Source organism: Dongia sp. agr-C8 (assembly GCF_054658695.1).
The window spans coordinates 111,159-136,772 of the sequence record NZ_BAAGHZ010000003.1 but is presented as its reverse complement, the minus strand read 5'-3'; the positions used below and the strand labels follow the sequence as shown (position 1 = coordinate 136,772).

General features: G+C 66.3%; 27 protein-coding genes. 8 read left to right on the top strand and 19 right to left on the bottom strand.

Translation table 11 applies throughout. From position 1 onward, the window contains the following. Positions 1-9 precede the first annotated feature (9 nt). Positions 10-177 carry a hypothetical protein gene (locus tag ACYQ4T_RS14790; protein WP_459855504.1) on the bottom strand — a complete coding sequence of 56 codons (168 nt, stop codon included), beginning with the start codon at positions 175-177 and terminating at the stop codon, positions 10-12. A 109-nt stretch (positions 178-286) separates the two neighbouring features. Beyond that, positions 287-1,156 (bottom strand): hypothetical protein, encoded by an 870-nt coding sequence (locus ACYQ4T_RS14785; protein WP_459855503.1) that lies wholly within the window; start codon positions 1,154-1,156, stop codon positions 287-289. A gap of 215 nt (positions 1,157-1,371) precedes the next feature. Between ACYQ4T_RS14785 and ACYQ4T_RS14780 the strand changes: the two genes are divergently transcribed. Next, positions 1,372-2,379 (top strand): helix-turn-helix transcriptional regulator, encoded by a 1,008-nt coding sequence (locus ACYQ4T_RS14780; RefSeq protein WP_459855501.1) that lies wholly within the window; start codon positions 1,372-1,374, stop codon positions 2,377-2,379. Position 2,380: 1 nt separating this feature from the next. Here ACYQ4T_RS14780 and ACYQ4T_RS14775 read toward each other — a convergent pair whose 3' ends face one another. Beyond that, positions 2,381-3,706 carry a methyltransferase family protein gene (locus tag ACYQ4T_RS14775; protein ID WP_459855499.1) on the bottom strand — a complete coding sequence of 442 codons (1,326 nt, stop codon included), beginning with the start codon at positions 3,704-3,706 and terminating at the stop codon, positions 2,381-2,383. Positions 3,707-3,908: 202 nt separating this feature from the next. Between ACYQ4T_RS14775 and ACYQ4T_RS14770 the strand changes: the two genes are divergently transcribed. Beyond that, positions 3,909-4,088 (top strand): hypothetical protein, encoded by a 180-nt coding sequence (locus ACYQ4T_RS14770; RefSeq protein WP_459855498.1) that lies wholly within the window; start codon positions 3,909-3,911, stop codon positions 4,086-4,088. Positions 4,089-4,496: 408 nt separating this feature from the next. Beyond that, on the top strand, positions 4,497-4,946 hold the full coding sequence (locus ACYQ4T_RS14765) for a hypothetical protein (protein ID WP_459855495.1): 450 nt from the start codon (positions 4,497-4,499) through the stop codon (positions 4,944-4,946). A 220-nt stretch (positions 4,947-5,166) separates the two neighbouring features. On the opposite strand, the gene lepA is transcribed toward ACYQ4T_RS14765, so the two are convergent. Further along, positions 5,167-6,966: a translation elongation factor 4 gene (gene lepA, locus ACYQ4T_RS14760; RefSeq protein ID WP_459855493.1), complete on the bottom strand. Its 1,800-nt coding sequence runs from the start codon at positions 6,964-6,966 to the stop codon at positions 5,167-5,169. A gap of 280 nt (positions 6,967-7,246) precedes the next feature. On the opposite strand from lepA, the gene ACYQ4T_RS14755 reads away from it, so the two are divergent. The 3 genes from ACYQ4T_RS14755 to ACYQ4T_RS14745 all read left to right on the top strand — a co-directional run bounded on the left by ACYQ4T_RS14755 (position 7,247) and on the right by ACYQ4T_RS14745 (position 9,986). Further along, complete coding sequence (locus ACYQ4T_RS14755) at positions 7,247-8,149, top strand: DMT family transporter (RefSeq protein ID WP_459855490.1); 903 nt, start codon at positions 7,247-7,249, stop codon at positions 8,147-8,149. A 31-nt stretch (positions 8,150-8,180) separates the two neighbouring features. Continuing rightward, positions 8,181-9,173 (top strand): zinc-dependent alcohol dehydrogenase, encoded by a 993-nt coding sequence (locus ACYQ4T_RS14750; RefSeq protein WP_459855487.1) that lies wholly within the window; start codon positions 8,181-8,183, stop codon positions 9,171-9,173. Between the two features lie 156 nt (positions 9,174-9,329). Next, on the top strand, positions 9,330-9,986 hold the full coding sequence (locus tag ACYQ4T_RS14745) for a hypothetical protein (protein ID WP_459855485.1): 657 nt from the start codon (positions 9,330-9,332) through the stop codon (positions 9,984-9,986). A 72-nt stretch (positions 9,987-10,058) separates the two neighbouring features. Here ACYQ4T_RS14745 and ACYQ4T_RS14740 read toward each other — a convergent pair whose 3' ends face one another. Beyond that, complete coding sequence (locus ACYQ4T_RS14740; protein ID WP_459855483.1) at positions 10,059-11,456, bottom strand: tetratricopeptide repeat protein; 1,398 nt, start codon at positions 11,454-11,456, stop codon at positions 10,059-10,061. Between the two features lie 213 nt (positions 11,457-11,669). On the opposite strand from ACYQ4T_RS14740, the gene ACYQ4T_RS14735 reads away from it, so the two are divergent. Then, entirely contained in the window at positions 11,670-12,383 is a 714-nt protein-coding gene (locus ACYQ4T_RS14735; RefSeq protein ID WP_459855481.1) for a hypothetical protein, read from the top strand. 109 nt (positions 12,384-12,492) lie between these two features. Here ACYQ4T_RS14735 and ACYQ4T_RS14730 read toward each other — a convergent pair whose 3' ends face one another. The 13 genes from ACYQ4T_RS14730 to ACYQ4T_RS14670 form a co-directional block, all read right to left on the bottom strand. Beyond that, complete coding sequence (locus ACYQ4T_RS14730; protein WP_459855478.1) at positions 12,493-12,846, bottom strand: hypothetical protein; 354 nt, start codon at positions 12,844-12,846, stop codon at positions 12,493-12,495. 10 nt (positions 12,847-12,856) lie between these two features. Then, entirely contained in the window at positions 12,857-15,250 is a 2,394-nt protein-coding gene (gene pheT, locus ACYQ4T_RS14725; protein WP_459855476.1) for a phenylalanine--tRNA ligase subunit beta, read from the bottom strand. Next, positions 15,247-16,323, bottom strand: coding sequence for a phenylalanine--tRNA ligase subunit alpha (pheS, locus tag ACYQ4T_RS14720; protein ID WP_459855474.1), 1,077 nt, complete (start codon positions 16,321-16,323; stop codon positions 15,247-15,249). Before pheS ends, pheT begins: the two co-directional genes overlap by 4 nt. A 100-nt stretch (positions 16,324-16,423) precedes the next feature. Next, a complete protein-coding gene (locus ACYQ4T_RS14715; protein ID WP_459855471.1) occupies positions 16,424-16,816 on the bottom strand; it encodes a hypothetical protein in 393 nt (130 codons plus the stop codon). A gap of 11 nt (positions 16,817-16,827) precedes the next feature. Continuing rightward, complete coding sequence (gene rplT / locus ACYQ4T_RS14710) at positions 16,828-17,187, bottom strand: 50S ribosomal protein L20 (RefSeq protein ID WP_395021512.1); 360 nt, start codon at positions 17,185-17,187, stop codon at positions 16,828-16,830. A 30-nt stretch (positions 17,188-17,217) separates the two neighbouring features. After that, positions 17,218-17,421 (bottom strand): 50S ribosomal protein L35, encoded by a 204-nt coding sequence (gene rpmI / locus ACYQ4T_RS14705; protein ID WP_395021510.1) that lies wholly within the window; start codon positions 17,419-17,421, stop codon positions 17,218-17,220. A 226-nt stretch (positions 17,422-17,647) separates the two neighbouring features. Continuing rightward, on the bottom strand, positions 17,648-18,070 hold the full coding sequence (locus ACYQ4T_RS14700; protein ID WP_459855468.1) for a hypothetical protein: 423 nt from the start codon (positions 18,068-18,070) through the stop codon (positions 17,648-17,650). A gap of 35 nt (positions 18,071-18,105) precedes the next feature. Next, positions 18,106-18,648 (bottom strand): translation initiation factor IF-3, encoded by a 543-nt coding sequence (infC, locus tag ACYQ4T_RS14695; RefSeq protein ID WP_459858007.1) that lies wholly within the window; start codon positions 18,646-18,648, stop codon positions 18,106-18,108. Positions 18,649-18,819: 171 nt separating this feature from the next. After that, positions 18,820-20,745, bottom strand: a complete 1,926-nt coding sequence (gene thrS, locus ACYQ4T_RS14690; protein ID WP_459855465.1) for a threonine--tRNA ligase — start codon at positions 20,743-20,745, stop codon at positions 18,820-18,822. A 75-nt stretch (positions 20,746-20,820) separates the two neighbouring features. Further along, positions 20,821-21,234 (bottom strand): hypothetical protein, encoded by a 414-nt coding sequence (locus ACYQ4T_RS14685; RefSeq protein ID WP_459855463.1) that lies wholly within the window; start codon positions 21,232-21,234, stop codon positions 20,821-20,823. Between the two features lie 11 nt (positions 21,235-21,245). After that, entirely contained in the window at positions 21,246-21,746 is a 501-nt protein-coding gene (locus ACYQ4T_RS14680; RefSeq protein WP_459855461.1) for a DUF3291 domain-containing protein, read from the bottom strand. Positions 21,747-21,823: 77 nt separating this feature from the next. Further along, the gene (locus ACYQ4T_RS14675) at positions 21,824-22,399 is read right to left on the bottom strand and encodes a histidine phosphatase family protein (protein WP_459855459.1); all 576 of its coding nucleotides are present in this window, start codon (positions 22,397-22,399) and stop codon (positions 21,824-21,826) included. A gap of 284 nt (positions 22,400-22,683) precedes the next feature. Further along, a complete protein-coding gene (locus tag ACYQ4T_RS14670) occupies positions 22,684-23,895 on the bottom strand; it encodes a glycosyltransferase family 4 protein (protein ID WP_459855457.1) in 1,212 nt (403 codons plus the stop codon). Positions 23,896-23,930: 35 nt separating this feature from the next. On the opposite strand from ACYQ4T_RS14670, the gene ACYQ4T_RS14665 reads away from it, so the two are divergent. Next, positions 23,931-24,779: an alpha/beta hydrolase gene (locus ACYQ4T_RS14665; RefSeq protein WP_459855454.1), complete on the top strand. Its 849-nt coding sequence runs from the start codon at positions 23,931-23,933 to the stop codon at positions 24,777-24,779. On the opposite strand, the gene ACYQ4T_RS14660 is transcribed toward ACYQ4T_RS14665, so the two are convergent. Next, the gene (locus ACYQ4T_RS14660; RefSeq protein ID WP_459855452.1) at positions 24,713-25,606 is read right to left on the bottom strand and encodes an SDR family oxidoreductase; all 894 of its coding nucleotides are present in this window, start codon (positions 25,604-25,606) and stop codon (positions 24,713-24,715) included. The two genes, ACYQ4T_RS14665 and ACYQ4T_RS14660, sit on opposite strands and share 67 nt — an antisense overlap. Between the last annotated feature and the right edge of the window lie 8 nt (positions 25,607-25,614).

The following is a 25,614-nucleotide window of genomic DNA, read 5'->3' as shown; positions in this document are numbered from 1 at the left end:
TCGGACGCGTCATTCCTTGTCGGCCGGCGATTCGGCCGGCGCGTCGCCCGGCTCGGCCGGCGCGCCGCCTTCGGCGAGGCGCTTGGCTTCCTTGGCGGCGGCCTTCTCGGCCTTCTTCTCGGCCTTGGCCTTGTCCCGCTGCATGCGGTCGAAACGATAGTTCGGCGTGCGTCCCATCGGCGGCCCTTTCATGGTTGAGGCCTACAACCACCACGCTTGCGCCGCCGCTGCAAGCGATATCGCGCCGTGAGCCGGCCTGCGCAAAGGCCCCGGGTCTGCGCCCGGTCTAGGTCAGGGATTTCGTGGCCGCGATCAGGCGGGGGCGCGTCGGCGCTTGTTTCCGGCGCCGGCCGATGAACAGGCCGAGGGCGCCGAGGCCGCTGGCAAAGAGCGGCAGGGCGCCGGGAATGGGCGTGGTGGCCACGGCGCCATTGCCGATGCCGGCGCTGGTCAAGACCGAATATCCGGCCGGTGCGGTGAAGGTGGGATCGACAAAGGCGTCGCCGAGACGGCCGTAAGCCGCATAGACGGTCGCGTACATGATCACTTGATAGACCGTGTTGGCCTTGAGCATGTACTGCTGATCCAGCGAGAACAGGTGTGCTTCCTGGTTGTTGCTGAGATCGCTTTCCGCGTTCAGGGAGAGCACCTCATCCCCCGAGGGGTACTCGTTCATGATGAGGGTTGCGTCGACCACGTTCTCCCGGCGGAGACCGACATAGTCGCTGTCGAATGTCCCCAGGTTCGTTCTGCCTGCCGCCCGGATCGTGACCGGGATGGTGCCGTCGGGGCCTGCAAAGGCGACGTAGTAGGTCAGGTTCGACCCCGCGGCCCCCGCGGTGCCGCTGTCCACGACCACATGCGCCTCGAGCCGGGGGGACTCGTAATGATTGACGGTCGTCACGGTCCAGGTTTGCGGGGGCACATAGCCGGGATTCCCGCCGGCGATCGTGAGCCCGGGCGTCGCCTGATCCGTGCTCTGGAAATGCTGGAAGCCGTTGGGCTCGGTCACCAGCACGGAATTGTAGTAGGTCGCGTCGGGCAGCAGCAGGACCGAGGAAGCCCGCGCGACGCTCGGGAGACCGCCGCCGAGTGCCGCGGCGACCAGAAGCATGGCAAGGGCGCGGGCAATCGAGCGCGGCGCTGGTTGGATCATGATTCACACTCCGGACTTGTGCTTGGCCGGCGTCTCTCCGGCGCGTTCACATCCTTATGCAGATGACTATAGGCAACCAGCGGCCCGGGTCTTGGATTGCAGCGACGCGCGGCTTTGCAGATCGCGAAGTTCGGACTCTCGGTTGCACAGGAAATGCGCTAGGCTGAGTGCAAGCTCCGGGTCGCGGCTCAGGTTCGCTTGGGAAGAGGTGCGAAATGGCGGGCGTCGGCGCGGGAACTTCCGGTCCCGCCCCTGGCAATGCGCAGGTGCTGCGCTTCTCCACGGAAGCGTTCCGGGAACGCGAACGCGTCGCCGCATGGCGCGAGGAATTTGCCCGCACGCTTCTGAAGCTCGACATCGTGCCCCGGATTCGCGAGGGGTTTCGCGCAAGCGCGACGATCTTTCGCTCCGCGCAGTTCGGCGTGCTGCGCGCCACGACGTCCCAGGTCGACCAGGGCAACTCCCTTCGCGGCCTGGTGACCAACGACAACGTGTCCTTTGTCTGGGTGCTGTCCTGCCGGTCGCGCGCCGCCCAGCTCGGCCGCAGCACCGACATCGAGCCGGGCGATGGCGTGCTGTTCAGCCATTGCGACGTCGGGGGCCTTTCGTTCGCGGGCGAGTGCCGCTATGTCGCCCTCGCATTGCCAAAACCGGTTCTGGCGCCGCTGGTCCCGGACATCGGGGCGCTGTTCGCGCGCCGCGTGCCGGCGGCCAATCCCGCGTTGCGCATGCTGCTGCGCTATCTCGATATCGCGCAAGAAGGCCATGGCGCGAACGACCCGGCGCTGCAGCGCACCGCCACCAATCATCTCTGCGATCTGCTGTCGCTGACCCTGGGGGCGACACGCGACGCCGCGGCGCTGGCGCGGCAGCGCGGCCTGGCGGCGGCGCGGCTCCGCGTGATGCAGGACGACATCCGCAGATCCTGCCGTCATCCGGGCCTGTCGGTCCACGCGGTGGCGGCGCGGCACGGCGTCACCGCCCGCTCGGTGCAGCGGATGTTCGAGGAGAGCGGCGCCACCTTCACCGAGTATGTGACGGAGCGGCGGCTCGAAGCCGCGCATGAGGCGCTCAGCGATCCGGACTCGTCCGGCCGATCGGTCAGCAGCGTTGCATTCGATTGCGGCTTCTCGGACGTCTCGCATTTCAACCGGATGTTCCGGCGGCGCTATGGCTGCACGCCGACCGAAGTTCGCAGCAGGCGGCGGACCGGCGCGGCATAGCCTAGCGACCGGATACGTCGGCACGATTCCCCGGCACGACACCGAACAGGCGCGCCAACAGTCCGTTTGACGCGATGTAGGCCTGGTACTCGCGATAGACCGGGTCGGCCGCGAGATGCCGCTCTTCGGTCTTGGCGCGCAGATAGTAGATCAGGTTCGCTGCACCCAGCATGAGGCAGGACTGGAGCGCCGTCGCCCACCCGGCGCCGGCGATGAAGGGGACGGAGATCATCCACCAGCTCAGGTTCTTGGAAAGATAGGCCGGGTGCTTCATCCAACGATACGGCCCATGGGTGATGATGCCGCGGTGCGTCAGATTGGAGAAGCGCAGGCCGAAAGCCGCGGTCGACCAGACATAGACGAAGACCAGCAAGAGGATCGCACTGCCCCATAGCATGTAGAGCAGCGGATAGGGCGCGAACACATCGCCCCAATACAGCTTGTCCACTTCGTACTGAATGTATGGCGCCTGGGCGTCGACCAGGGGTCGATAGCAGATCAGGCAGATGATCCACCCGCCGATGGTCGGTTCGACGCTGCGCACGTGGTTGTCCAGGATTCGCAGCGTCAGCGTATAGGTGATCGTGGCGAGCAGCACATCCAGCAGGAACATGAGATCGTAGAGCCGCTCATAGATGTTCTTGAAGTCGAGCGACGCGATCGCCGGCGTGGACCACAACAGCACGAGGTCGTTGTTCACATAGACGAACATCAGCGGAATGAAGAAGGCTTTGACCAGCCAGCCCCGCGCCAGGGTCTTCAGCGGACCCCAATCCGCCGGCCGAATCCCGCCCAGCAGCATGGCGAGCTGGGCATAGGCATCGATCGGATCGTCCTGCCGGCGGTCCACATAGGCGATGTAGAACGGTGACGCGATTAGAAGCGCCGGCAGCAATAGCAGCGCGGCCTGCTTGAACGGCGCGTAGAACGCATCCTGGTATTCCGGGATCAGCCCGTACAAAGCCGCGATCGCCCCAATCACCAGCCAGAAGCCGACGAGCTTCTGGACGACCCGGAGCAGGTCGAGAGGACGCACCGACGGCCGGGCCATTTCCCTTCCGGCATTGCGCTGCACCCGATAGACGATGAGATCCACGGCGATCATCGTCGCCGCGGTCGTGAACAACACGGCGAGCGTCTTGACGGGACCGGTTTCCGTCCAGCCCCGCAGCATGAACGCGCTGAGGAGGGCGGCGACCACGCCCGATGCGCCGGTCAAGAGACCGCTGGCCGATCGGGGTCGCCCATGCGGGGTGGATGCAGCTTCGATCGCGTCCAGCCCCCTGATCTTGCTGGAACCGGCCTCCTGCTCAAAAACCAGTCTCATTGGATCCCTGCTGCCGGGTATGGACCGTCTGCAGCCGGAAACACGTCAGCCTCCCGCTCCCGAAGTGCCGCCGCTGGTGCCACCCGACGTGCCACCGCTCGTCTGACCGGAAGTCCCGCTCGACTGGCCCGACGTACCAGACGTGCCGCCGCTGGTGCCACCCGAGGTGCCGCCGCTGGTCTGACCCGAGGTTCCGCCGCTGGTGCCACCCGACGTGCCACCGCTGGTGCCACCTGAAGTGCCACCGCTCGTCTGGCCGGAAGTGCCGCTCGACTGGCCCGACGTACCGGACGTGCCGCCGCTGGTGCCGCCCGAGGTGCCGCCGCTGGTGCCGCCCGAGGTGCCGCCGCTGGTGCCGCCCGAGGTGCCGCCGCTGGTCTGACCCGATGTGCCGCCGCTGGTCTGACCGGACGTGCCGCTCGATTGGCCCGACGTCCCCGAGGTGCCACCGCTGGTCCCGCCCGAAGTGCCGCCGCTGGTCTGCCCCGAGGTCCCGCCGCTCGTGCCGCCAGAGGTGCCGCCGCTGGTCTGACCGGACGTGCCGCTCGATTGGCCCGACGTCCCCGAGGTGCCACCGCTGGTCCCGCCCGAAGTGCCGCCGCTGGTCTGCCCCGAGGTCCCGCCGCTCGTGCCGCCAGAGGTGCCGCCGCTGGTCTGACCGGACGTGCCGCTCGATTGGCCCGACGTCCCCGAGGTGCCACCGCTGGTCCCGCCCGAAGTGCCGCCGCTGGTCTGCCCCGAGGTCCCGCCACTGGTGCCGCCAGAGGTGCCGCCGCTGGTCTGACCGGACGTGCCGCTCGATTGGCCCGACGTCCCCGAGGTGCCACCGCTGGTCCCGCCCGAGGTGCCGCCGCTCGTGCCGCCAGAGGTACCGCCGCTGGTGCCACCGGAGGTGCCACCGCTGGTCCCGCCCGAGGTGCCGCCGCTCGTGCCGCCAGAGGTGCCGCCGCTGGTGCCGTCGGAAGCACCGGAGCTCGATCCGCCCGATGAGCCGCCGGACGAGCTGGTGGTTGATCCGTTCGAGTTGCCCCGCCGATCTGAGCTCGACGAGCTCGAGGAGCCGGATGAGCTGGATGAACCGGATGAATCCGCCGGAGCGGCCGGACCCGCGGCCAGCGGACCGATGTCGAGCGCCGCGCAATCCACTTGGGCGCATGGATCATCATCGGCAGGAGCGGCGCGGACCGAAACGGTCACGACGGCCCCGCTCAGCAGAGCGAGCGCAGTCGCTGCGGAGTAGCCGACAAGGGCAGTCGTCTTCATGCAATGCTCCGTGCAAGACCTATCCCATATCCCCACGGAAAGGCCGCACTGGGATCATAGGGCGGCGACGAAGGCCGGGTCTTGGAGCCGAGCGACGCGTGGCTTTGCAGATAACGAAGCGCCACGGGCTCGGCTAAGCCGATAGCGAGCAGCAGCTCAAGCGCGGCTCGGAGGAAGGATGGGTGTGACGCCGGCGCCTATTCGTGCATCTTGAGGGCGGCGATGAAGGCGCTTTGCGGGATTTCGACATTCCCGTACTGGCGCATCTTCTTCTTGCCCTCCTTCTGCTTGTCGAGGAGCTTGCGCTTGCGGCTGATATCGCCGCCGTAGCATTTCGCGGTCACGTCCTTGCGCAAGGCACTCACCGTCTCGCGGGCGATCACCTTGCCGCCGATCGCCGCCTGGATCGCGATCTTGAACAGCTGCCGCGGGATCAGGTCCTTCAGCTTCTCGCACAAGGTGCGGCCGCGCGCTTCGGCCTGTGACTTGTGCACGATGCAGGAGAGCGCATCCACCGGATCGCCGTTGACCATGATGTTCAGCTTCACCAGGTCGCCTTCCTCGTAGCCGTCGAGGTGATAGTCGAAGCTGGCATAGCCGCGGGAGACCGACTTCAAGCGGTCGTAGAAATCGAACACCACTTCGTTCAGCGGCAGGCGATAGGTCAGCATCGCGCGCGAGCCGGCATAGGTGAGGTCGATCTGCACGCCGCGCCGGCCTTCGCAGAGCTTCAGGATCGAGCCCAGATACTCGTCCGGCACCAGGATGGTCGCCTTGATCCAGGGCTCTTCCATATGGTCGATATGCACCACGTCCGGGAAATCGGCCGGGTTGTGCAGCTCGATCATCGTGCCGTCGGTCTTGTGGATCTTATAGACGACGCTCGGCGCCGTGGTGATGAGGTCGAGGTTGAACTCGCGCTCCAGCCGCTCCTGGATGATCTCGAGATGCAGCAACCCCAGGAAGCCGCAGCGGAAGCCGAAACCCAAAGCCGCGCTGGTCTCCATTTCGAAATGGAAGCTGGCATCGTTCAAATGCAGCTTGCCCATCGCCTCGCGCAGGGTCTCGAAATCGTTGGCATCGACCGGGAACAGGCCGCAGAACACCACCGGCACGCTGGGCTTGAAGCCGGTGACGGCGCTCGCGGTCGGGCGCTTCTCCTCGGTGATGGTGTCGCCGACCGCGACGTCGGCCACGGCCTTGATGCTGGCGGTGAAGAAGCCGACTTCGCCCGGCGTCAGCTCGGGCAGGGTCTCGTTCTTCGGCGTGAAGACGCCGACCCGCTCGATCTCGTAGACCGAGCCGTTCGACATCATGGTGATCTTCTGCTTCGCCTTCATCACGCCGTCGATGACGCGCACCAGGATCACGACGCCGAGATAGACGTCGTACCAGGAGTCGATCAGCAGCGCTTTGAGCGGCGCACTGGCATCGCCCTTGGGAGCGGGCAGGCGGTGGACGATCGCCTCCAGCACGCCCTCGATGTTGATGCCGGTCTTGGCCGAGATCTCGACCGCTTCCGAGGCGTCGATGCCGATCACATCCTCGATCTGGGTCTTGACCCGATCGGGCTCCGCGGCGGGCAGGTCGATCTTGTTGAGAACCGGCACGATCTCGTGGTGGTTCTCGATCGCCTGGTAGACATTGGCCAGCGTCTGCGCTTCCACGCCTTGCGATGCGTCGACCACCAGCAGCGAGCCCTCGCAGGCGGCGAGGCAGCGCGAGACCTCATAGGCGAAGTCTACATGGCCCGGCGTGTCCATCAGGTTCAGCTGATAGGTCTCGCCGTTCTTCGCCTTGTAGCTGAGGCGCACGGTCTGCGCCTTGATGGTGATGCCGCGCTCGCGCTCGATCTCCATGTTATCGAGCACCTGTTCCTTCATCTCGCGGCTGGAGAGGCCCCCGCAGGCCTGGATCAGCCGGTCAGCGAGGGTGGACTTGCCGTGGTCGATATGGGCGATGATGGAGAAGTTGCGAATATGCGCGAGGTCGGTCATGTCGGCTGCGTCGGTTCCTGAGTGCGGCGCAAGATAGGGGCTGGAACGGTTCCGCGCAACCGGCGAAAAGGCAGCTTTTTCAGTGATTTGTCAGTGGCGACGCGGATTCGCACCCCCACCCCGGCCCTCCCCCGAATCGGGGGAGGGAGAAGGCAGGCTCGGTGCAATCCCCTCCCCCGATCCGGGGGAGGGTTAGGGTGGGGGTGCGAAACAACGCTTCGGTCTCGATCGAACAGTCTCCCACTGACCCCACCGCATTCTTTGTGTATCAACGCGCATCGTGAACGCGACCACACCCAATCTCGCCCTCGAACTGGCGCTGCTCCTCGTCCTGGCGACGCTTTGGGGCGCCTCCTACAGTTTCATCCGCGTCGGCGTCGAGACCATCCCGCCGATCACCTTCATTGCGGCGCGGACGTTGATCGCCGGCTTCCTGCTGCTCGCCGTGATGCGCCTGCGCGGCCTCAGCCTGCCGCGCGATGGCGCCACCTGGCGGAAGTTCCTGTTCCAGGCCTGCTTGAACAGCGTGGTGCCCTTCACCCTGATCGCCTGGGCCGAGAAGACGGTCGATGCGGGCTTGGCGACCATCCTCAACTCGACCTCGCCGATCTTCGTGTTTCTTCTTACCGCCCTGATCACCCGGCATGAGCCGCTCACCTGGCGGAAACTCTTCGGCGTCATCGCCGGCATCACCGGCATCGGCCTGATCGTCGGCGTCGAGGCCCTGGGCGGACTCGGCCATGAGCTCCTGGCACAGCTCGCGATCGTCGCCGCCACGATCTGCTATGCGGGTGCGGCGATCTTCGGCAAGCGATTCAAGGGCCTCGATCCGCTGCTGCCCGCGGCCGGCTCGATGCTCTGCGGCGCCGCGATCCTGATCCCGGCCAGCCTCGTCTTCGAGCAGCCCTGGATCCTGGCGCCGTCGCGCGATTCCATCCTGGCGCTGCTCGGCCTCTCGGTCTTCTCGACTGCGCTCGCCTTCACCATCTATTTCCGGCTGCTGCATACGCTGGGATCGATCGGCACGACATCGCAGGCCTATCTCCGGGTGCCGATCGGCGTCGCAATCGGCGTGCTGTTCCTCGGCGAAAGCCTCGCGCCGAGCGCGTTGGGCGGGTTGCTCTGCGTCATCGCCGGCGTCGCCGCCATGACCATTCCCGCGCGGCAGCGAAAGGTGGCATGATCCGCTCCGCTTTCGCGAGGAAAGGTCGATCATGCGCGCAGTCCGCTTTCACGGCATCGGCAAGCTGACGGTCGAGGACATCGCGCCGCCTTCGGCACCCGGCGCAGGCGCGGTGCATCTGAAGGTGCTGGCGGCGGGGATCTGCGGCTCGGACCTCCACAACTTCAAGACCGGCCAGTGGATCGCGCAGCTTCCGGTGACGCCGGGCCATGAGTTCACCGGGGAGGTGCTGGCGATCGGTGCCGGCGTCTCCGACTTCGCACCTGGCGACCGCGTGGTCGCCGATTCCCGCGCGCCCTGTGGAAGCTGCGAACAATGCGCAGCGGGGCGCCCCAACCTCTGCCTGAAGCTCGGTTATGTCGGCGAGGTCTGCGACGGCGGCTTCGCCGAGGAAGTGGTGCTGCCGGCCCGCGGCTTGCTGAAGGTCGATGCCGCCGTGCCGCCGCAGGTGGCGGCGCTGAGCGAGCCTCTCGCCGTCGCCCTGCACGCGATCAAGCGCGCCGAGCCCGTTTCGGGCAAGCCGGTGCTGGTGGCTGGCGCCGGCCCGGTCGGCGGGCTGGCCTGCCTGCTGTTGAAACACCAAGGCTTCGGCCCGGTGTTGTTCGCCGAGCGCAATCAAGCGCGGCGCGCCCTCGTTGAGGAGGTCACCGGTGCCGTTCCGGTCGAGCTCGATGCGGTGTGGATCGGCCAGCCCTTCGACTGCGCCATCGAGGCGACCGGCGTCCCCGCGGTTCTTGGCAAGCTGATCGCCCTGGCCGGCCCCGCGGCCCGCATCGCCTTGGTCGGCATCCCGGCTGGCGCCGCATCGATCAATGCCATTGCCGTGGTCGAGCGCGAGTTGGAACTCAAGGGCTGCTCCGCCTTCCGCGACGAGTTGCCAGCGGCGGTGCGGCTGCTGCAGGAACTCGAAGCACCGCTGTCGCGCCTGGTCGAAGATCCGATCGGCCTCGACGCCGTGCCGGAGGCCTATCAGCGGCTGATCTCCGGTGGTAGTGCCCGGCTGAAGACAATCATCCGCCCTTAGCCCTTTTGACATTTCCTGCCAGCTATTTGGGCGGACGAAATTACCCGCTGCCCCCGAATCGTGGTTAACAAAGGAATAACGCGCAACCGCGTCTCGTATTCGTTGCGTCGCCCAGGTCGGGCCGGCGCGCACGAGTTTTGAGTAGACGGAGCGGACATGAAGATAGCTTTTTGGGGCGCCCTGGTCGGCGCCGTGATGCTGGCGCTGGCCTCGCCCGCCGGCGCCACGACCGTGACCGGGACCAGCACGATCAATGCGCTGGGTTCGATTGCGGCGGCGGATCCGGACTTGAACTTTGGCGCCGGCGCCACCGGCGTCAATGTCGCCAGCTTCGGCGGCGGCAAGACCTATTACGACTACGTCTTCTCCTTCACGCTGACCGATGCCAGCGATGTCACCGTCACCACCACCGCGACGCCCGACGGGCCCTATGCCTTCAACGCTTACGCGGCGCTGTTCGATAGCTCGCCGATCTCCGGTCAGGTGCCGGCGGGCAGTTCGCTGACCGATGCCAATGCCGCGCCGCTCAGCCTCACCAACACGGCTGGCCTGCTGGCGCTGGGCAGCACCAACGGCGGCGCGTTGAGCACCCTGAGCCTGGCGGCCGGCACCTACTATCTGCGCCTCTTCGGCCTGCTTCCGGGGAACATCAACAGCGGCCACATGCTGACGGGGATCAGCGGGACCATCGCAGCGACCGCCGTCGCCGCCACGCCGATCCCGGCGGCCCTGCCGCTCTTTGCGAGCGCGCTGGGCCTGTTCGGCTTCGTGGGCTGGCGCCGGAAGACCGCGGCACCCGCCGCCGCGGCCTGATACACGGCTGGTCCTGCCAGAGCGGCGTCCCGATGGGCGGGACGCCGCTTCTGTCTCTGCGTCGCGCTTGTCCTAGCGCAAGTCCAGCACGGTGTCGGCGAGCTTCTGGAACCGCGCATCTTCGCGCAGCGACCGGAACGAGCGATCGATCCGGATACCCAGCAGATCGGGCTCGCCGCCAGCGAGCGACTGTTCCAGCGAGGCCAGGGCGGCGTCGCGGTCGCCGAGCAGGGCCGCGGTCCGCGCGACGTTGAAGGCGGTCTCGCGCCCGGCCGCCAGCTCGCTCTTCTGCACGGCGAGAATCGCGGCGAACAGACCCTTTGCGCCGCCGGCGCGATAGCCCGCGGCGCCGGCCTCGATCTCGGCCTTGAGCGCGGCATTGCCTTCGATCTCCGCGGCCTTCAGCGATTCGCGGAGGTAATCGTCGTAGCGCTGCTGGTCGAGATAGATGGTCGCGAGATAGTAATGCGGCGCGAGGAAGCCGGGCGCGCTCCGCGTGAGATCGCTCAGCAGCTCGATCGCCTCCGCGCTGCGCCCGGCATAAAACAGGATGAGGCCGCGGTTGGCGCGGACCGCATGCGACTGGGGGTCGAGCTCCTGCGCCCGGGTGATGGCGCGCAGCGGCTCCTCGAACTTGCCGGTATGCATCATCACCAGCGCATACCAATGGAAGGTCCGGCCGGAACTGGGATCGAGCGCCAGGGCTCGCTGGAACAGCGTCTCCGACCGGCGCAGATCCTTGAAGCCGTAGAACAGCGCGAAGGCCAGCGCGCTGTAGCCGTCGGCGAGCTCGGGGTCGAGCGCGATCGCCCTCTCCGCCGCCGCCCGGGCCTGCGGATATGCGTCGCCGGGCTTCATCACGCCATATTGCGCCAGCAGGTTATAGGCGTTGCCGAGCCCGGCATGGGCCGCGGCATAGTCCGGGTCGAGGGCGATCGCGCGGCGAAACTCGTCGAGCGACTGCTGCAAGCCCTCGGCCGTGCGCGTGTTCCAGTGATAAAGGCCGGAGAGATAGAGCTGCGCCGCCTCGGCCGGCGGTTGATGCCGTGATGAAGCCGATTCATTCGCGCCGCCGCGCATCAGGGCGAGCGGACCCATAGCCAAGGCCAGTCCGAGCGCCACGACGAGCCCGAGCGTCGCCGCCACCGCGACTGGCCGGCGATACCAGGCTTGCAACTTGGGTTCGGTCGGCGCTTCCGCCGGGCGCTGTTCCGACGACGGTGGGTCCTTGGTGGGCGCCGCGCCGCGACTTCCCTTCAGCCAGGCTTCCAGCTCGCCGGTATAGGCGAACACGGCGGTATTCGCGCCGCCGGGCAGGCGGTGCACCGGCAGGCCGCGCTGCTCCCAGCGCTTCACCGTGCGCTCGTTCTTCTGGAAGAAGGCGCCGATCTCCTTCCAGCCGTTCAGCCGCCGGCCGGATCCCTCGCGATCGCCCCCGGCATCGCCCGCTGCGAGATGCTCCGCCGTCATGTCCCGACCTGTCCCGATGCGCCCCCTGCATAGACTATCATTCCTGTCCGAGGCTCTGTCGAGCGAACACGGTTAACCGCGATCGCAACGCAGCGGATGTCACGAATTGCCCCGGCGAGACCATGAGATGCGTGGCGCGTCGGGGTCCGGGCTCCGCTTACCCTTGTCGCACACCGGCATCGGCGCCGTGACGGACCGACAGAGGGGCAGGGTATGAATCGCACGCATATGGGGTTGATCGCCGGTGGCGCGCTGGCCCTGGCCGGCATCTTCAGTCCGGCGGCAGCGGACACGCTGCCGATCACGTCGATCGTCAACGGACCTTACAATCTCGTGGGGAGCACTTCCGTGTCGGTTGCGGCACCGCCCGCCCTGGGCAGCAGCGGCGCCACCAGCTCGGGCGACTATTTCGACTACCTCTTCGAGTTCTCGATCAGCCAGGACAGCACCATCACGGCGACCGTCGGTCCGACCGGCGGCTCGGCCTTCTCGGAACTGCACATGCAGTTCTATGACGCGGCGCCCTCCGGTCCGGACAACAGCCTCTTCACCGGCGCCGACCTTGCCGCGCTCTACACCGATCCGGCCAACCCGAATCCCAACCTGATCGACACCGGCCCGGATGCCACTTGGTCGACCTCCGGCTCGGTCGGCGGCGGCGTTTTTCCGAGCGGCGCCACCGCGGTGCTGGAGCCGACCGGCTTCGACCAGGCGACGCAGACCCCCTATCACCTGGTGTCGCTCGCCGGCAGCTACTGGCTGCGGGTGTTCGGCATCCTCGACCCGAGCGCGACCGAATTCGCCCTCGGCGCCACGATCAGCGCCAATGTGGCGGTGGCGACGACGCCGATCCCCGCGGCGCTCCCGCTCTTCCTCTCGGCGCTGGGTGTGCTCGGCTTCGCCGCCCGCCGGCGCAAGGCGGCCTGAACTTTGGGTGATAATGGAAGGCATCCCGGATTCCCGGGCGCCGTCTTCGTTGCTCGCCTCAGTTCACTCGGAAGAGATCATCCCCAATCGTGCCGAAGCCCTTTGGGCGTTACTCCTCGATTACGAAGGAATCGTCGCCGACAGCTCCGACGCCGAAGAGCTTGCCGTACCTATTTTGGTTGAGGAGGATATCAGCCTTGCGGCCGTCATCGCAGGTCAAAGCAACCGTGCCGCCAAGCCCAGGGCTGGCGTTCGAATAGTCGCCGGTGCAGGTAGCGCCGCCTGATCTTGAAAGCATGACGGTTCCGCTGCTGCTTATGGAGCCCTTGAAATACCCCCTGAATACCTCGCCGGACCCGATCACCCGGCCGGTGATGGGAATTTCGGGGCTTGGGCGGCTCTGTGCTGCGCAACCGGCTAGGATCAGAACAAGCGAGATCAATGCCGCGCCGCGAAATCGCATGCTCGTTCTCCTACTTCCGGAGCTCGCCGCCGGTCGCCTTGTTGACCGCGGCGACGACCTTGGCGGAGACGGCTTCGATCTCGGCGTCGGTCAGGGTCTTCTCTTTGGGCTGCAGGGTGACCGAGAGGGCGACCGACTTCTTGCCCTCACCCAGGCTGCCGCCTTCGAACACATCGAAGATCGAAACCTCGGTGATGAGGATCTTGTCGGCCTGCTTCGCCGCCTTGATCAGCTTCTCGGCCGAGACCTCGCTCGCGACCACGAAGGCGAAATCGCGCGCCAGCGGCTGGAAGCTGGAGGCATCGAGCAAGGGCCGCGCCGTGCCCTTGGCACGCGGCATCGGCACGCGGTCGAGGAAGACTTCGAAGCCGACCGCCGGACCTTTGAGATCGAGCGCCTTCATGACCTTCGGGTGAATCTCGCCGAAGACCGCGAGGACATTGGGCCCAAGGCGCAGCGAGGCCGAACGGCCGGGATGGAAATAGCCCGGCGCGTCCGAGGTCGCCTGCAGATTCTCGACCGGGGCACCGAGCGCTTCCAGCAGGGCGACCGCGTCGCCCTTGGCGTCGAAGGCGTCGACGTTGCGCGGCTTGCCGCTCCAATGCCGCTCGCTGTAGGCGCCGGACCGGATACCGGTCGCGACGGTGAGCTGGCCCTTCGGCGTGTCGTTGGCGTAGGCGGGGCCGACCTCGTACATCGCCGCATCGGGAATCCCGCGCGCGGCGTTGCGGCCGGCCGCCTGCAGCAAGTTGCCGAGGATCGAGGGTCGCATCACGTCGAGATCGGCGCTGATCGGGTTGGCCAGCGGAATCAGCGCATTGTCGCCGGCGAAGAGCGCAGCGACCGTGCCCGGCATGAAGCTGAAGGTGACCGCTTCCTCGATGCCGCGGTTGGCCAGGATCCGCTTCGCCACCTGGACCCGCTTCTGCGCCGGCGTCACCGCCGTCTTCGGCAAGGCGCCGTTGCGCGGCATGGAAACCGGCGCGATCTGGTCGAAGCCGTTGACCCGCAGCACCTCTTCGACGAGATCGGCTTCGCCTTCGACATCGGCGCGCCAGGTAGGCGTCGTCACCTGCCAGGCGGCGCTGGCCGGGATGACCGTGAAGCCGAGCGCCTGCAGGAACTGCCGCTGCTTCTCGGTGCCGACGACGCAGCCGCCGAGTGATTCGACCCGGGCCGGGCGATAGGTGATCGTGCGCGTGCCCTTCGGCATCGTGCCCGCCGCGGTCACTTCGCTGGCCTCGCCGCCGCAGAGCTCGAGGATCAGCTGGGTGGCGACATCGACGCCCCAGCCGGCGGATTTCGGATCGACGCCGCGCTCGAAGCGATAGCGCGCATCCGAGAGGATACCGAGCTTGCGCCCGGTGCGCGCCACTTGGATCGGGTCGAACAAGGCGACCTCGAGGAAGACATCGGTGGTCTCGAGCGAGCACCCGGATTCCTCACCGCCCATGATGCCGCCGATCGCCTCGGGGCCGCGGCTGTCGGCGATGACGATCATGCCGGCTTCGAGCGCGTAGGTCTTGCCGTCGAGCGCGAGCACGCTCTCGCCGTCCTTCGCCGCGCGCATGGTCGGATCGCCCGCCACCTTCTTCGCGTCGAAGACGTGCAGCGGGCGGCCCAGGTCATAGGTCACGAAATTGGTGATATCGACCAGCGCCGAGATCGGCCGGAGACCGATCGAGGTCAGGCGGTCCTGCAGCCATTGCGGGCTCGGGCCGTTCTTCACGCCCTTGAAATAGCGGCCGGCGACATAGGGGCAGCCGGTCGCCGCGGAGGGATCGATCCGCCACTGGATCGGGCTCTTGAAAGTGCCCGAGAGATGGGTCGGCGCGAAGGGCTTCAACGTGCCGACGCCGGCCGCCGCGAGATCGCGGGCGATGCCGCGCACGCCGAGGCAATCGGCGCGGTCCGGCGTCACCTTGATCTCGATGACCGGGTCGTCGAGATTGCGATACTTCGCGAAGCTCATGCCGATCGGCGCGTCCTCGGGCAGCTCGATGATGCCGTCATGGTCCTGGCCCAAGCCCAGCTCGCGGGCCGAGCAGAGCATGCCGTTCGAGGCCTCGCCGCGGATATTGCCGGCCTTCAAGTCGAGACCGGTGCCGGGGATATGGGTGCCCGGCGGCGCGAACACGCCCTTCATGCCGGTCCGCGCGTTGGGCGCGCCGCAGACCACCTGCACCGCGCCCTTGCCGGTATCGACCCGGCAGACGCGGAGACGGTCGGCATTCGGATGCGGCTTCGCTTCGGCCACGTAGCCAACGACGAAGGGCGCCAGCGCCTTCGCGGGATCGTCGATGCCTTCGACCTCGAGGCCGAGCGCGGTCAGCGCCTTGGCGATCTCGGCCGCGTCGGCGCGCGTGTCGAGATGGGTCTTCAGCCAGGAAAGCGTGAACTTCATCGCGTCAGCCCTCCCACGACGGAAGGCACGTCCAAGGGCAGGAAGCCGTAATGCTTCAGCCAGCGGAGATCGGCGTCATAGAAGGTGCGCAAGTCCGGGATCCCGTATTTCAGCATGGCGATGCGCTCGATCCCCATGCCGAAGGCGAAGCCCTGATATTTCTCGGGATCGAGGCCGCAATTCTTCAGCACCTTGGGATGCACCATGCCGCAGCCCAGGATCTCCAGCCAGTCGTTGCCGACCCCGAGCTTCAGCTCGCGGCCGGATCGGTCGCAGCCGATATCGACTTCCGCCGAGGGTTCGGTGAAAGGGAAGTAGCTCGGGCGGAAACGCAGCTTCAAGTCGTCGATGCCGAAGAAGGCGCGGCAGAAATCCTGCAGGCAGCCTTTGAGATGTCCCATATGCGTGCTCTCGTCGATCACCAGGCCTTCGACCTGGTGGAACATCGGCGAATGGGTCATGTCGCTGTCGACGCGATAGGTGCGGCCCGGGCAGATCACGCGCAGCGGCGGCTTCTCGCTCATCATGGTGCGGATCTGCACCGGCGAGGTATGGGTGCGCAGCACCATCTGGCTGCCGTCGGGCTTGGCCGGCAGGTAGAAGGTGTCCTGCATCTGCCGCGCCGGATGGTCCTTCGGGATGTTCAGCGCCTCGAAATTGTGGAAGTCATCCTCGATGTCCGAGCCTTCGCGGACGCCGAAGCCCATCTCGCCGAAGATCGCGATGATCTCGTCGATGGTCTGGCTGATCGGGTGGATGCGGCCGACCTCGCCCGGGCGGGCGGGCAGGGTCATGTCCAGCCTCTCGGTGGCGAGCCGGGCCTCGATCGCCGCGTCGCCGAGCGCCGCCTTGCGGGTCTCGATCGCGGCGGTGACGGCGTCCTTCACCAGGTTCAATTGCTGGCCGAAGCTCTTGCGCTCTTCCGGGGCCAGGGTCCCGAGCGTCTTCATCAGCCCGGTGATCTCGCCCTTCTTGCCGAGCGCCTCGACGCGGATCGCCTCCAGGGCGTCCACGGTGGCGGCCGTCTCGGCGGCGCCCTTCCACTTGCTTTCCAGCTCGGTCAGATTCTGCATGATCCCGCTCATAACCCCAAAAAAAGAACAGGGCCCAAAAGAATAGGGGAGGTCCGGATAACCGGCCTCCCCCACCTGCGTCAACAGATTGAGAAACTGGCTATTCGAGTTGCATCAAAAAGAGAGCCAGAGCGCCGGACAGCATGTCCTGCTTCTTGCCGTCCACAATGGCGCCGTCGAAGGCCACCTTCTTGGTCTGCCGGTTGTTGATGAACTCGAGCTCGACTTCGTGGCGGTTGCCGTTGGCGCCGATCCGCTTGACCACCGCCTGGACGCCGACGATGTCCGCGCTTTCGTATTTCGGGGCCGGGCCGGCCTTCCATTCCACGGTGCCGCGGGCGCCGGCGATCTCGACCGCCAGCGCTTCGTTGTTCTTGCCGGGAATGACGCTCTCGGCGCGCTTCACCGCGTCGATGTCGTCGGCGTAGCGGTCGCAGCCGGTCAAGGCCGCAACCGCGACGACGAGGATCAGGGCGAGACGGGCCGGGGCCACTTGTCCCGGCCTTACTTTACGAGCGCCTCTTGGGCCTGGCGGCAGAGCTGCGCAAAGGCCGCCGGCTCATGGCCGGCCAGCTCGGCGAGGACCTTGCGGTCGATCTCGATGCCGGCCTTCTTGATGCCGTTCATGAACTGCGAGTAGGTCAGGCCGTGCTCGCGCACGCCGGCATTGATGCGCTGGATCCACAGACCGCGGAAGTTGCGCTTCTTGGCGCGACGGTCGCGATACGCATACTGCAGGCCCTTTTCGACCTTCTCGATCGCGATCCGGTAGTTGGTGCCGGCGCGGCCGACATAGCCCTTGGCCATGTCGACGATTTTCTTGTGACGGGCGTGCGAAGTGACGCCCCGCTTGGTACGAGCCATTTCTGGTGCTCCTCTCTAGATCCGCGTTGCTTAGAGGCCGTTCGGGATAAAGAACCGACGGACCTTCTTGGCGTCGGGCTCGGCCATGACTTCCATGCGCCGGCTCTGCTGGCGCATGTCGGTCGGGCGCTTGGACATCCCGTGCTTCTTGTTGGCCGGCTTGAATTTGACTTTGCCGGTCGCGGTCAGAGAGAAGCGCTTCTTGGCGCCGCTCTTGGTCTTCATCTTGGGCATTTTGCTTCCTTCGGGTACGGGTTGCTCATCGGCGGCCTGGGCATGCCCTATCCTGAGCCGTAGCCGCCTTTCCCACCGCTCTGGGCAGGGGACGCGGGGTTATAGCGACTGAGGTCCCGGGAAACAAGTGTTTGCACGCGCATGATGGCAATGCGAGGCCGCGGTGGCCATCTGCCGCAGGCTAAACTAAGCGGTTATTTTACAACGATTTTCCAGCGGGTCGCCGCTAACCCAAGAGCCCCAGCACCCGCGCCAGCCAAAGCACACCCGCCAGACCCCAGAAATAAGGGTCGATCGCCAGCGCCGCGATCGCCGAGACGATGCCGATCAGGCCCCAGCCCCATTGCCGCTTCAGGCAGGCCAGCAGGCCCGCGATCAGCGCCAAGGGCGCCAGCAGCAGGGTCGCCTTGTAGAAGGCGGTCACGCCAAAGATGATGCTGAGGGCGCCAAAAACCGGCGGTGAGAAGGTCTGCCGCTGCGTCTCCGGCCCGGTCCAGGGCCGCAGTTCCTCAAGCAGGGTGGGCGTTTGCGGCAGGGTGGGCGGCGGCGCCGGCGTGAAGCCGGCATCGACCGCCTGGCCGAAGACCCGCGCCGGGAGGCGCGGGTTCTGGTCGTCTTCTGGTTCCGAAGGCGGGCGCGGATCGTTCATATCTGCCTAACGCATGCGCTAGGCAATGGTGGCGCTCACTTCGGCGCCACCACCATGACCATCTGGCGGCCTTCGAGCCGCGGGTGGGATTCCACCTTGGCGACCGCGTCAAGATCGGCGCGCACCTTGTCCAGCACCTTCATGCCGATTTCCTGGTGCACCATCTCGCGACCGCGGAAGCGCATGGTGACCTTCACCTTGTCGCCTTCCTCGAGGAAGCGGTGCACCGCGCGCATCTTCACGTCATAGTCATGCGTGTCGATGCCGGGGCGCATCTTGATCTCCTTGACCTCGATGACCTTCTGCTTCTTGCGGGCCTCGTTCTTGCGCTTCTGAGCCTCGTACTTGTACTTGCCGTAATCGAGGATCTTGGCGACCGGCGGGCTCGCCGTCGGCGAGATTTCGACGAGATCCAGGCCGATCTCCTGGGCCATGGAAATGGCCTCGCGGGTCGAAATGACCCCGTGCATGGTGCCGTCTTCGAGCACCAGGCGAACCTGGGGAATGTTGATCATTCCGTTCACGCGCGGACCGGACTCTCGGCTCGGCGCGTTATCTTTCTCCGGTGGTCTGGCTATGGTCTGCTCCTGTTTCGGTTTTGCCAAAAAATAAAACGCCGCTCGCCGCGGGTCCTGAGAGGTCTCAGGCCCGACGGGTGGCGGCGCTCAAACGATGTCACTCAAAGGACGTCATCCAGCCCGCATTATGGCAGATGTCCGATAGGACTCGCAATTCGGGTCCTTGCGTCCTCAATGAGTATTTTCCAAGGGTGAGCGCGCTTGCTCAGCCAGGGTCCGCACCGCTTCGCCGAGCGGGACCACCTTTTGGCTCTCCTCGCCGAGATACCGCAGTGCAACAGTGCCGCCCTCCTGGTCGCGCTTGCCGACGGCCAGCACGACCGGGACCTTGGCCAGGCTATGCTCACGGACCTTGTAGCCGATCTTCTCGTTGCGGAGGTCGAGCTCGACAGCCAGCCCGGCCTTCTCCAGTTCGGCCTGGACCTTGCGGGCATAGTCGTCGGCCTCCGAAACGATGGTGCAGACCACGACCTGCAGTGGCGAGAGCCAGAGCGGGAACTTGCCGGCATAATGCTCGATCAGGATGCCGATGAAGCGCTCCATGGAGCCGAAGATCGCGCGGTGCAGCATGACCGGCCGGTGCTTGGCCCCGTCCTCGCCGACGTAGGAGGCGTCCAGCCGCTCGGGCAGCACGTAGTCCACCTGGAAGGTGCCGCACTGCCAGTCGCGGCCGATCGTGTCGCGGAGCACGAACTCCAGCTTCGGGCCGTAGAACGCGCCCTCGCCGGGATTGATCGAGAACTCGACTCCGGCCGCCGCCGTCGCTTCCTTCAAGGTCGCCTCGGCGCGGTCCCAGACCTCGTCGGAGCCGGCGCGCACTTCCGGGCGGTCGGAGAGCTTCACCTTCACGTCGGTGAAGCCGAAGTCCTTGTAGACCGAGAGCAAGAGGTCGCAGAAATTCTTGCACTCGGCGCCGATCTGGTCGTCGGTGCAGAAGATATGCGCGTCGTCCTGGGTGAAGGCGCGCACCCGCATGATGCCGTGCAGCGCGCCCGAAGGCTCGTTGCGATGGCAGGAGCCGTATTCCGAGAAGCGCAGCGGCAGGTCGCGATAGCTCTTCAGCCCCTGGCGGAAGATCTGGATATGGCCGGGACAATTCATCGGCTTCACGGCGAGCGTCTTGTCGTCGCCGTCCTGCACGATGAACATCGCCTCGCGGAACTTCTCCCAATGGCCCGAACGCTCCCATAGGCTCCGGTCCAGGATCTGCGGCGTCTTCACCTCCTGGTAGCCGGCCTTGTCGAGGCGCTGGCGCAGGTAGTTTTCCAGCTTGCGATAGAGCCGCCAGCCCTTCGGATGCCAGAAGATGGCGCCGACCGCTTCCTCCTGCTGGTGGAACAGGCCCATCTCGCGCCCGAGGCGGCGATGGTCGCGTTTCTCCGCCTCTTCCAGCTGGTGGAGATGATCTTTCAGCTGCTTCTCGTCGGCGAAGACCGTGCCGTAGATGCGCTGCAGCTGCGGGTTCTTCGGATCGCCGCGCCAATAAGCGCCGGAGACCCGGAGCAGCTTGAACGCCTTGCCGAGCTTGCCCGTCGACGGCAGATGCGGGCCGGTGCACATGTCCAGCCACTGGCCTTGGCGGTAGATCGAGATCTCCTCGTCGGCCGGGATCTGCGTGACCCATTCGGCCTTGAAGCGCTCGCCATGGTCTTCGAACCACTTCACGGCCTGGTCGCGGGTCCAGATCTCGCGCGTGATCTTCTCGTCGCGATCGACGATCTCCTTCATCTTCGCCTCGATCGCCGTGAAGTCTTCCGGCGTGAACGGCGCGTTCCTGAAGAAGTCGTAATAGAAGCCGGTCTCGATCGCCGGCCCGAAGGTGATCTGGGTCCCGGGGAAGAGCTCCTGCACCGCTTCCGCCAGAACATGCGCGCAGTCGTGGCGCAGCAATTCGAGAGCCTCGGTGCTGGTCTTGGTGACGATCGCCACTTTCGCGTCACGCTCGATGACATGCGAAAGGTCCTTCACCTCGCCATCGACGCTGACCGCCAGCGCCGCCTTGGCCAGGCCGGGACCGATCGAAGCGGCCAGTTCCGCCCCGGAAACCGGCCGATCAAAGGGGCGCTTGTCCCCATTCGGCAGGGTGATCGTCGGCATTGAAAAGCATCCTCAAACACGAAAAACCGGCCCAAACGGCCGGAATCCGGGAATTTAGTGGGATTCAGGGGGGTGTCAAGGAAGGGGGGTGGATGAGCCCTCCGGCCGCGCCTCTTTGAGGCACGATCGCAGCATTTCGGTGAATCTAGCCGCGCCGTAGCAACGGAATGAGTTTGGCCCGGTATCGGTGATGACGTCGATGATGCCGGTAACGATCCCGAATCGCCTTTGCACTGCCCGTATGGAATCAAGGGGGATGGTCAGATCCAGAACCCCTTCGGTCATCCGGCGGTTCAGGTCGTTGGCTGAAAACTCCAACCGATCGGGAAATAGACTGAGGCGGCCGCCGACCCAGAGACCACCATAGAATTTCCTGACCGGCCAGATCCCGATCAAGATGACAAAGTTGGTTCCTCGAACAGGCCGCGCATCGGTGATCAGTGCGTTCGCGATGCGGGATGCCGTTGGTGCTCCTGCCGTACCGGGCATGTCCACACCGCTTACTCCCACCCGACGCAGTAGGGCTCCGGCTGCATGTCCTCCGGGTCGCCGATCTTGTCCGGCTGCGGGAAGCGGGCTTTGAAGGTGAAGGCTTCCGGGGTCGGCCCCTCGGCGTTCAACTTCGCCAGCTTCGCGAGGCCTTCCTCGACCGACGGCGTATGCCCTTCGGGGACCCACCACAGCACCTGGTAGGCGCCTTCGGGGCGCTGGAACCATTCGCGGCGGCGGGCCATCACCAGGCGGTGGGCGCTCTTATAGGCGAAGTCGAACAGGCTCTCGACGCTCGACCAGACCGACATGTTGACGATGAACTTGGGGTCGGCGCTGGCCTTGATGTCGGTGGCGTTGCCGCTGTCGCTCTGCAGCCGCCAGACGAAGCCGGGGCTGCCGTCGGCCAGCGCATTCACCTCATCCAGCTGTGCCACGAAGTCGGCGAGCTGGGGATGGTCCAGCGCCTCGACGGCGGTGGCGACGTTGATCTGTGCGATATGCCAGCCCATGGCTGCGCTCCCCCGAAAGGCTGCCTCGAATGGCAACTATATCGGGAGAGCGCCGCGGATGGTCAAGTCGGGGTGGTTCAGGCGGCCAGCGTCTCGGTGTGCCAGCGGGTGGCGTGGCGCGGCTGATGGAAGATCGGCGCGGCGGCATGCTCGGTCAGCCAGTCGCCGGTCTCGGCCATGCCGGCCGCTTCCAGGAAGGCGGCGTAGATGCCGGGATGGGCGACGACCAGGACCGGGCCGTGATGGGCCAGCGCCGCGTTCATGGCGGTGATGCCGCGCTGGCGGAAGCGCTTCAGCGATTCCGCGCCGTCCGGCGTCACGCCGAGGCGCCATTCGGTGAACCAGTCGCCGGCCGCGGCGCCGTCATGGTCGCCGAAGCAGCAATCCTTGAGGCCGTCGATGGTCACGATCGGCGCATGGATCTGCGCCGCGACGATCTCCGCGGTCATCATGGCGCGGTCCTGCGGGCTGGTGCAGATGGTGCGGATGCCGGCGTGGCGCAACATCTCGCCGGCGCGGCGTGCCTGGGCAAGACCTCGACCGTTCAGCGGCGCATTGATACGGCCGGCGAGCTTGCCGTCGCGATCCCACTCGGTCTCGCCGTGGTGCAGGAAGAAGAAGCGGGTGCGGTGCAGGTTGGCGGCGATGGTCATCTTCAAATCTCCCACTCTCGATCGTCGTCTCGATTGACCTCGGATCGGCACACCATCCCCACCGGTCCGAGGGTCGCTGCAGTCCGGTCTCAACGACCCCGGCCTGCATTGGTTTCCACGCAAAGGCGTGATCAACCATGCGCGAGAGATTAATCATCGAATGCGGCGCGAATGCGGCGCCGGCTTGACGATGACGAGACATCGTGCGCGCCGTCACAGCCGCACGCAGTGCAGCATCACCGAATGATTCGGAATGTTTCAGATAGGCTGACGCGCAGCTGACTCTAGGCCGCGACCGCGGCGCCCGGACGCAGGCGCTGATAGATGTCGAGCGCGGCGCCGCACATGCGCTCGCGGCTGCGATGCTCGCGCATAATATCGATGATATGCCGGCTGAGCTCTTCGCGCCGGTCGATCGCGAGGCCGAGCGCCTCGCGGATCGCCCAGGAGAGCGCCATCGCGTCGCCCGGCGGGGCGAGCCAGGCCATCTCGTTCCCGCTGAGCAGGTCGCGCATCACCGGGAAATCGCTGGCGACCACCGGCCGGCCCAGCGCCAGAGCTTCGATCACCGCGCGATTATGCGCGCCGGGCTCGAGATAGGGCGTCACCACCGCGTCCGCCAGCATCAGCGCCGCCGGCATGTCGCGGCATTCCTCGGCCAGCAGCACGCGGTCGGAGAGGCCCTGGACGGCGATCTCCTTGCCGAGCTGGTGGCGGAAGGCCGGGCCCTCGGCATCGGGGCCGACCATGATGCAGCGAAGATCGACGTCGCGGATCAGGCTCAACGCCTCGACCAGCACGCTGTGGCCGCGGTTCTTGGCGAAGCGCCCAGGCAGCATCACCACCGGGCGATCATCCGGGACGCGCCAGAGCTGCGCCTGCTGGATCACCCGGTGCGCCGAGACCTGGGCTGAATCGAAGCGGCTGAAATCGATGCCGAAGGGAATCACCGTCACGCGATCCCTGAGGTTCGGGATGGCGTCGACCAATTCGCGCCCGGCCAGTTCGGAGAGCACGGTGACCTCGTCGGCGCTTTCGAGTGCTGCGCGCTGGCGCTTGGAGAGGCGCGCGACCCGCGCCGCGTCTTCATAGAAACCGATCATCAGCTTCACGCCGGCCTCCGCCGCCGCGGCGCGCGCGATCAGCAGCAAATCGAGGCCATGCGCGTGGAGAATCTCGACATCGCTTTCGGCGACCAGTTTCGCGAGGCGCTTCGCCGCGCCGAAGCCGCTGAACGGCGCGCGGCCGCCGAGCTTCACCTCGATCGGCTGGATGCCGTGGCGCTGCAACTCGTGCGTCGCCGAGGCCGCGTGATAGGCGATGGCCGAGCGTCCGCCGATGTCGTTCAGCGCAGCGGCGAACTCGATGGCCATGCGGGCCTCGCCGCTCTGGTCGAGTCGGCGCAGCAAATGCAGGACGGTGGCGGCGCGCGCCGGCCGCTTGGCCGAGCCGCGGCTGCTCAAAGCGGTGGTTCCGGTGGCGCTGTCGATTGACATGGTGCTGAATTTCGCTGGTCAGGTATTTTACCGGGATGCCGGAGACCAATCCATTGCAAATCGATCCCGAGCCCACACGAAAAGGCGAGTCGGGCATCGCACAGTTGCAGATCGAACACGGTTGCTTTCTTGCCTATCGCCGACGTTTCGCGTCGGGAGACGGTACGAAATCCCCCGGAATCGTTTTCTTGAGCGGCTTCAAGTCGGACATGGCCGGGACAAAGGCTTCCGCGCTCGACGATTTCTGCCACGCACGAGGCCTTGCCTTCCTGCGCTTCGACTATTCGGGTCATGGGGAGTCGAGCGGCGATTTCCTCGACGGAACCATTTCCCGGTGGTTCGCCGACGCGCTGGCGGCCTTCGATCGCCTGACCGAAGGCCCGCAGATCCTGGTCGGCTCCAGCATGGGCGGCTGGATCATGCTGCTGCTGGCGCTGGCAAGGCCCGAGCGAATCAAGGGGTTGATCGGCCTGGCGCCCGCACCTGATTTCACCGAGCATCTGATCTGGTGGAATCTGCCGGAGGAAGAGCGCGCCCGCCTGTTGAAAGATGGAAAACTGGAGCAGCCTTCGGACTATTCGCCCGAGCCATACGTTATCACCCGGGCGCTCATCGAAGACGGGCGCAAGCATCTGTTGCTCAACCGCACGGTCGCCATCGATGTGCCGGTCCGGCTGCTGCACGGTCTCAAGGACCGGGACGTGCCGCATGCGGTCTCGCTGCGGCTGCAGTCCAGATTGCAATCACCGGACGTCGTGTTGCAGCTGATCAAGGACGGCGATCACCGCCTGTCGCGGCCGCAGGATCTGCGGCGGCTCTACGCCGTGGTCGATGAGCTGGTTGCGCTTTCCGCGGCAAGCAGCGCCGTCAATCCGGCGCGGTAGTCCGGAAATTTCAGCGTGACGCCGAGCTCGCGCTTGATGCGGTCGTTCCGCACCCGCTTGTTGTCATCGTAGAAGCTGCGCGCCATCGGCGAAAGCTCGGCTTCGGCAAACGGCACTTCCGGCGGCGCCGCCACGTTCAAGAGCTTGCAGGCATAGGCCGTGACCTCGGCCGGGTCGGCGGCGTCATCGTCACAGACATTGTAGGCCGCACCCGGATTGGGCCGCGCGAAGGAGGCGAGCAGGATCTGCACGATGTCGTCGCGGTGGATCCGGCTGAACACCTGGCCGGGCTTCAGTACGCGCCGCGCCTTGCCCGCGCGGATGGTGTCGAGCACCGAGCGGCCCGGTCCGTAGATCCCCGCCAGGCGGAAGAGATGCGCCGGCTGCGGCAATGCCAGCCAGGCGGTCTCGGCATCGAGCCGGCGCTGGCCGCGCTCGCCGCTGGGGGTGAGCGGGCTCGATTCATCGACCCAGCCGCCCTGCCGGTCGCCATAGACGCCGGTGGTCGAGAGGTAGCCGATCCATTGCAGCCGCGGCGCGGCCTTGGCGATCGCGGCGCCGTGCGCCAGCAGCACCGGATCGCCCTGCGCGCCCGGCGGCACCGAGCTCAGGAGATGGGTGACGCCGGCCAGGCGCTGGTCGAGATCGGCGATCGGGTGATCGCGGTCGAAGATCACGATTTCGAGACCGAGCGCGCGCGCTTCATCGCTGTTGGAGCCATGGCGACAGGTTCCGGTCACGCGCCAGCCCTGCCCAACCAGGACGCGGGCCAGCGCCAGGGCGGTATAGCCAAGGCCGAAGCAGAACAGGTGCGGCTTTTGCGTCATGTCCTTCC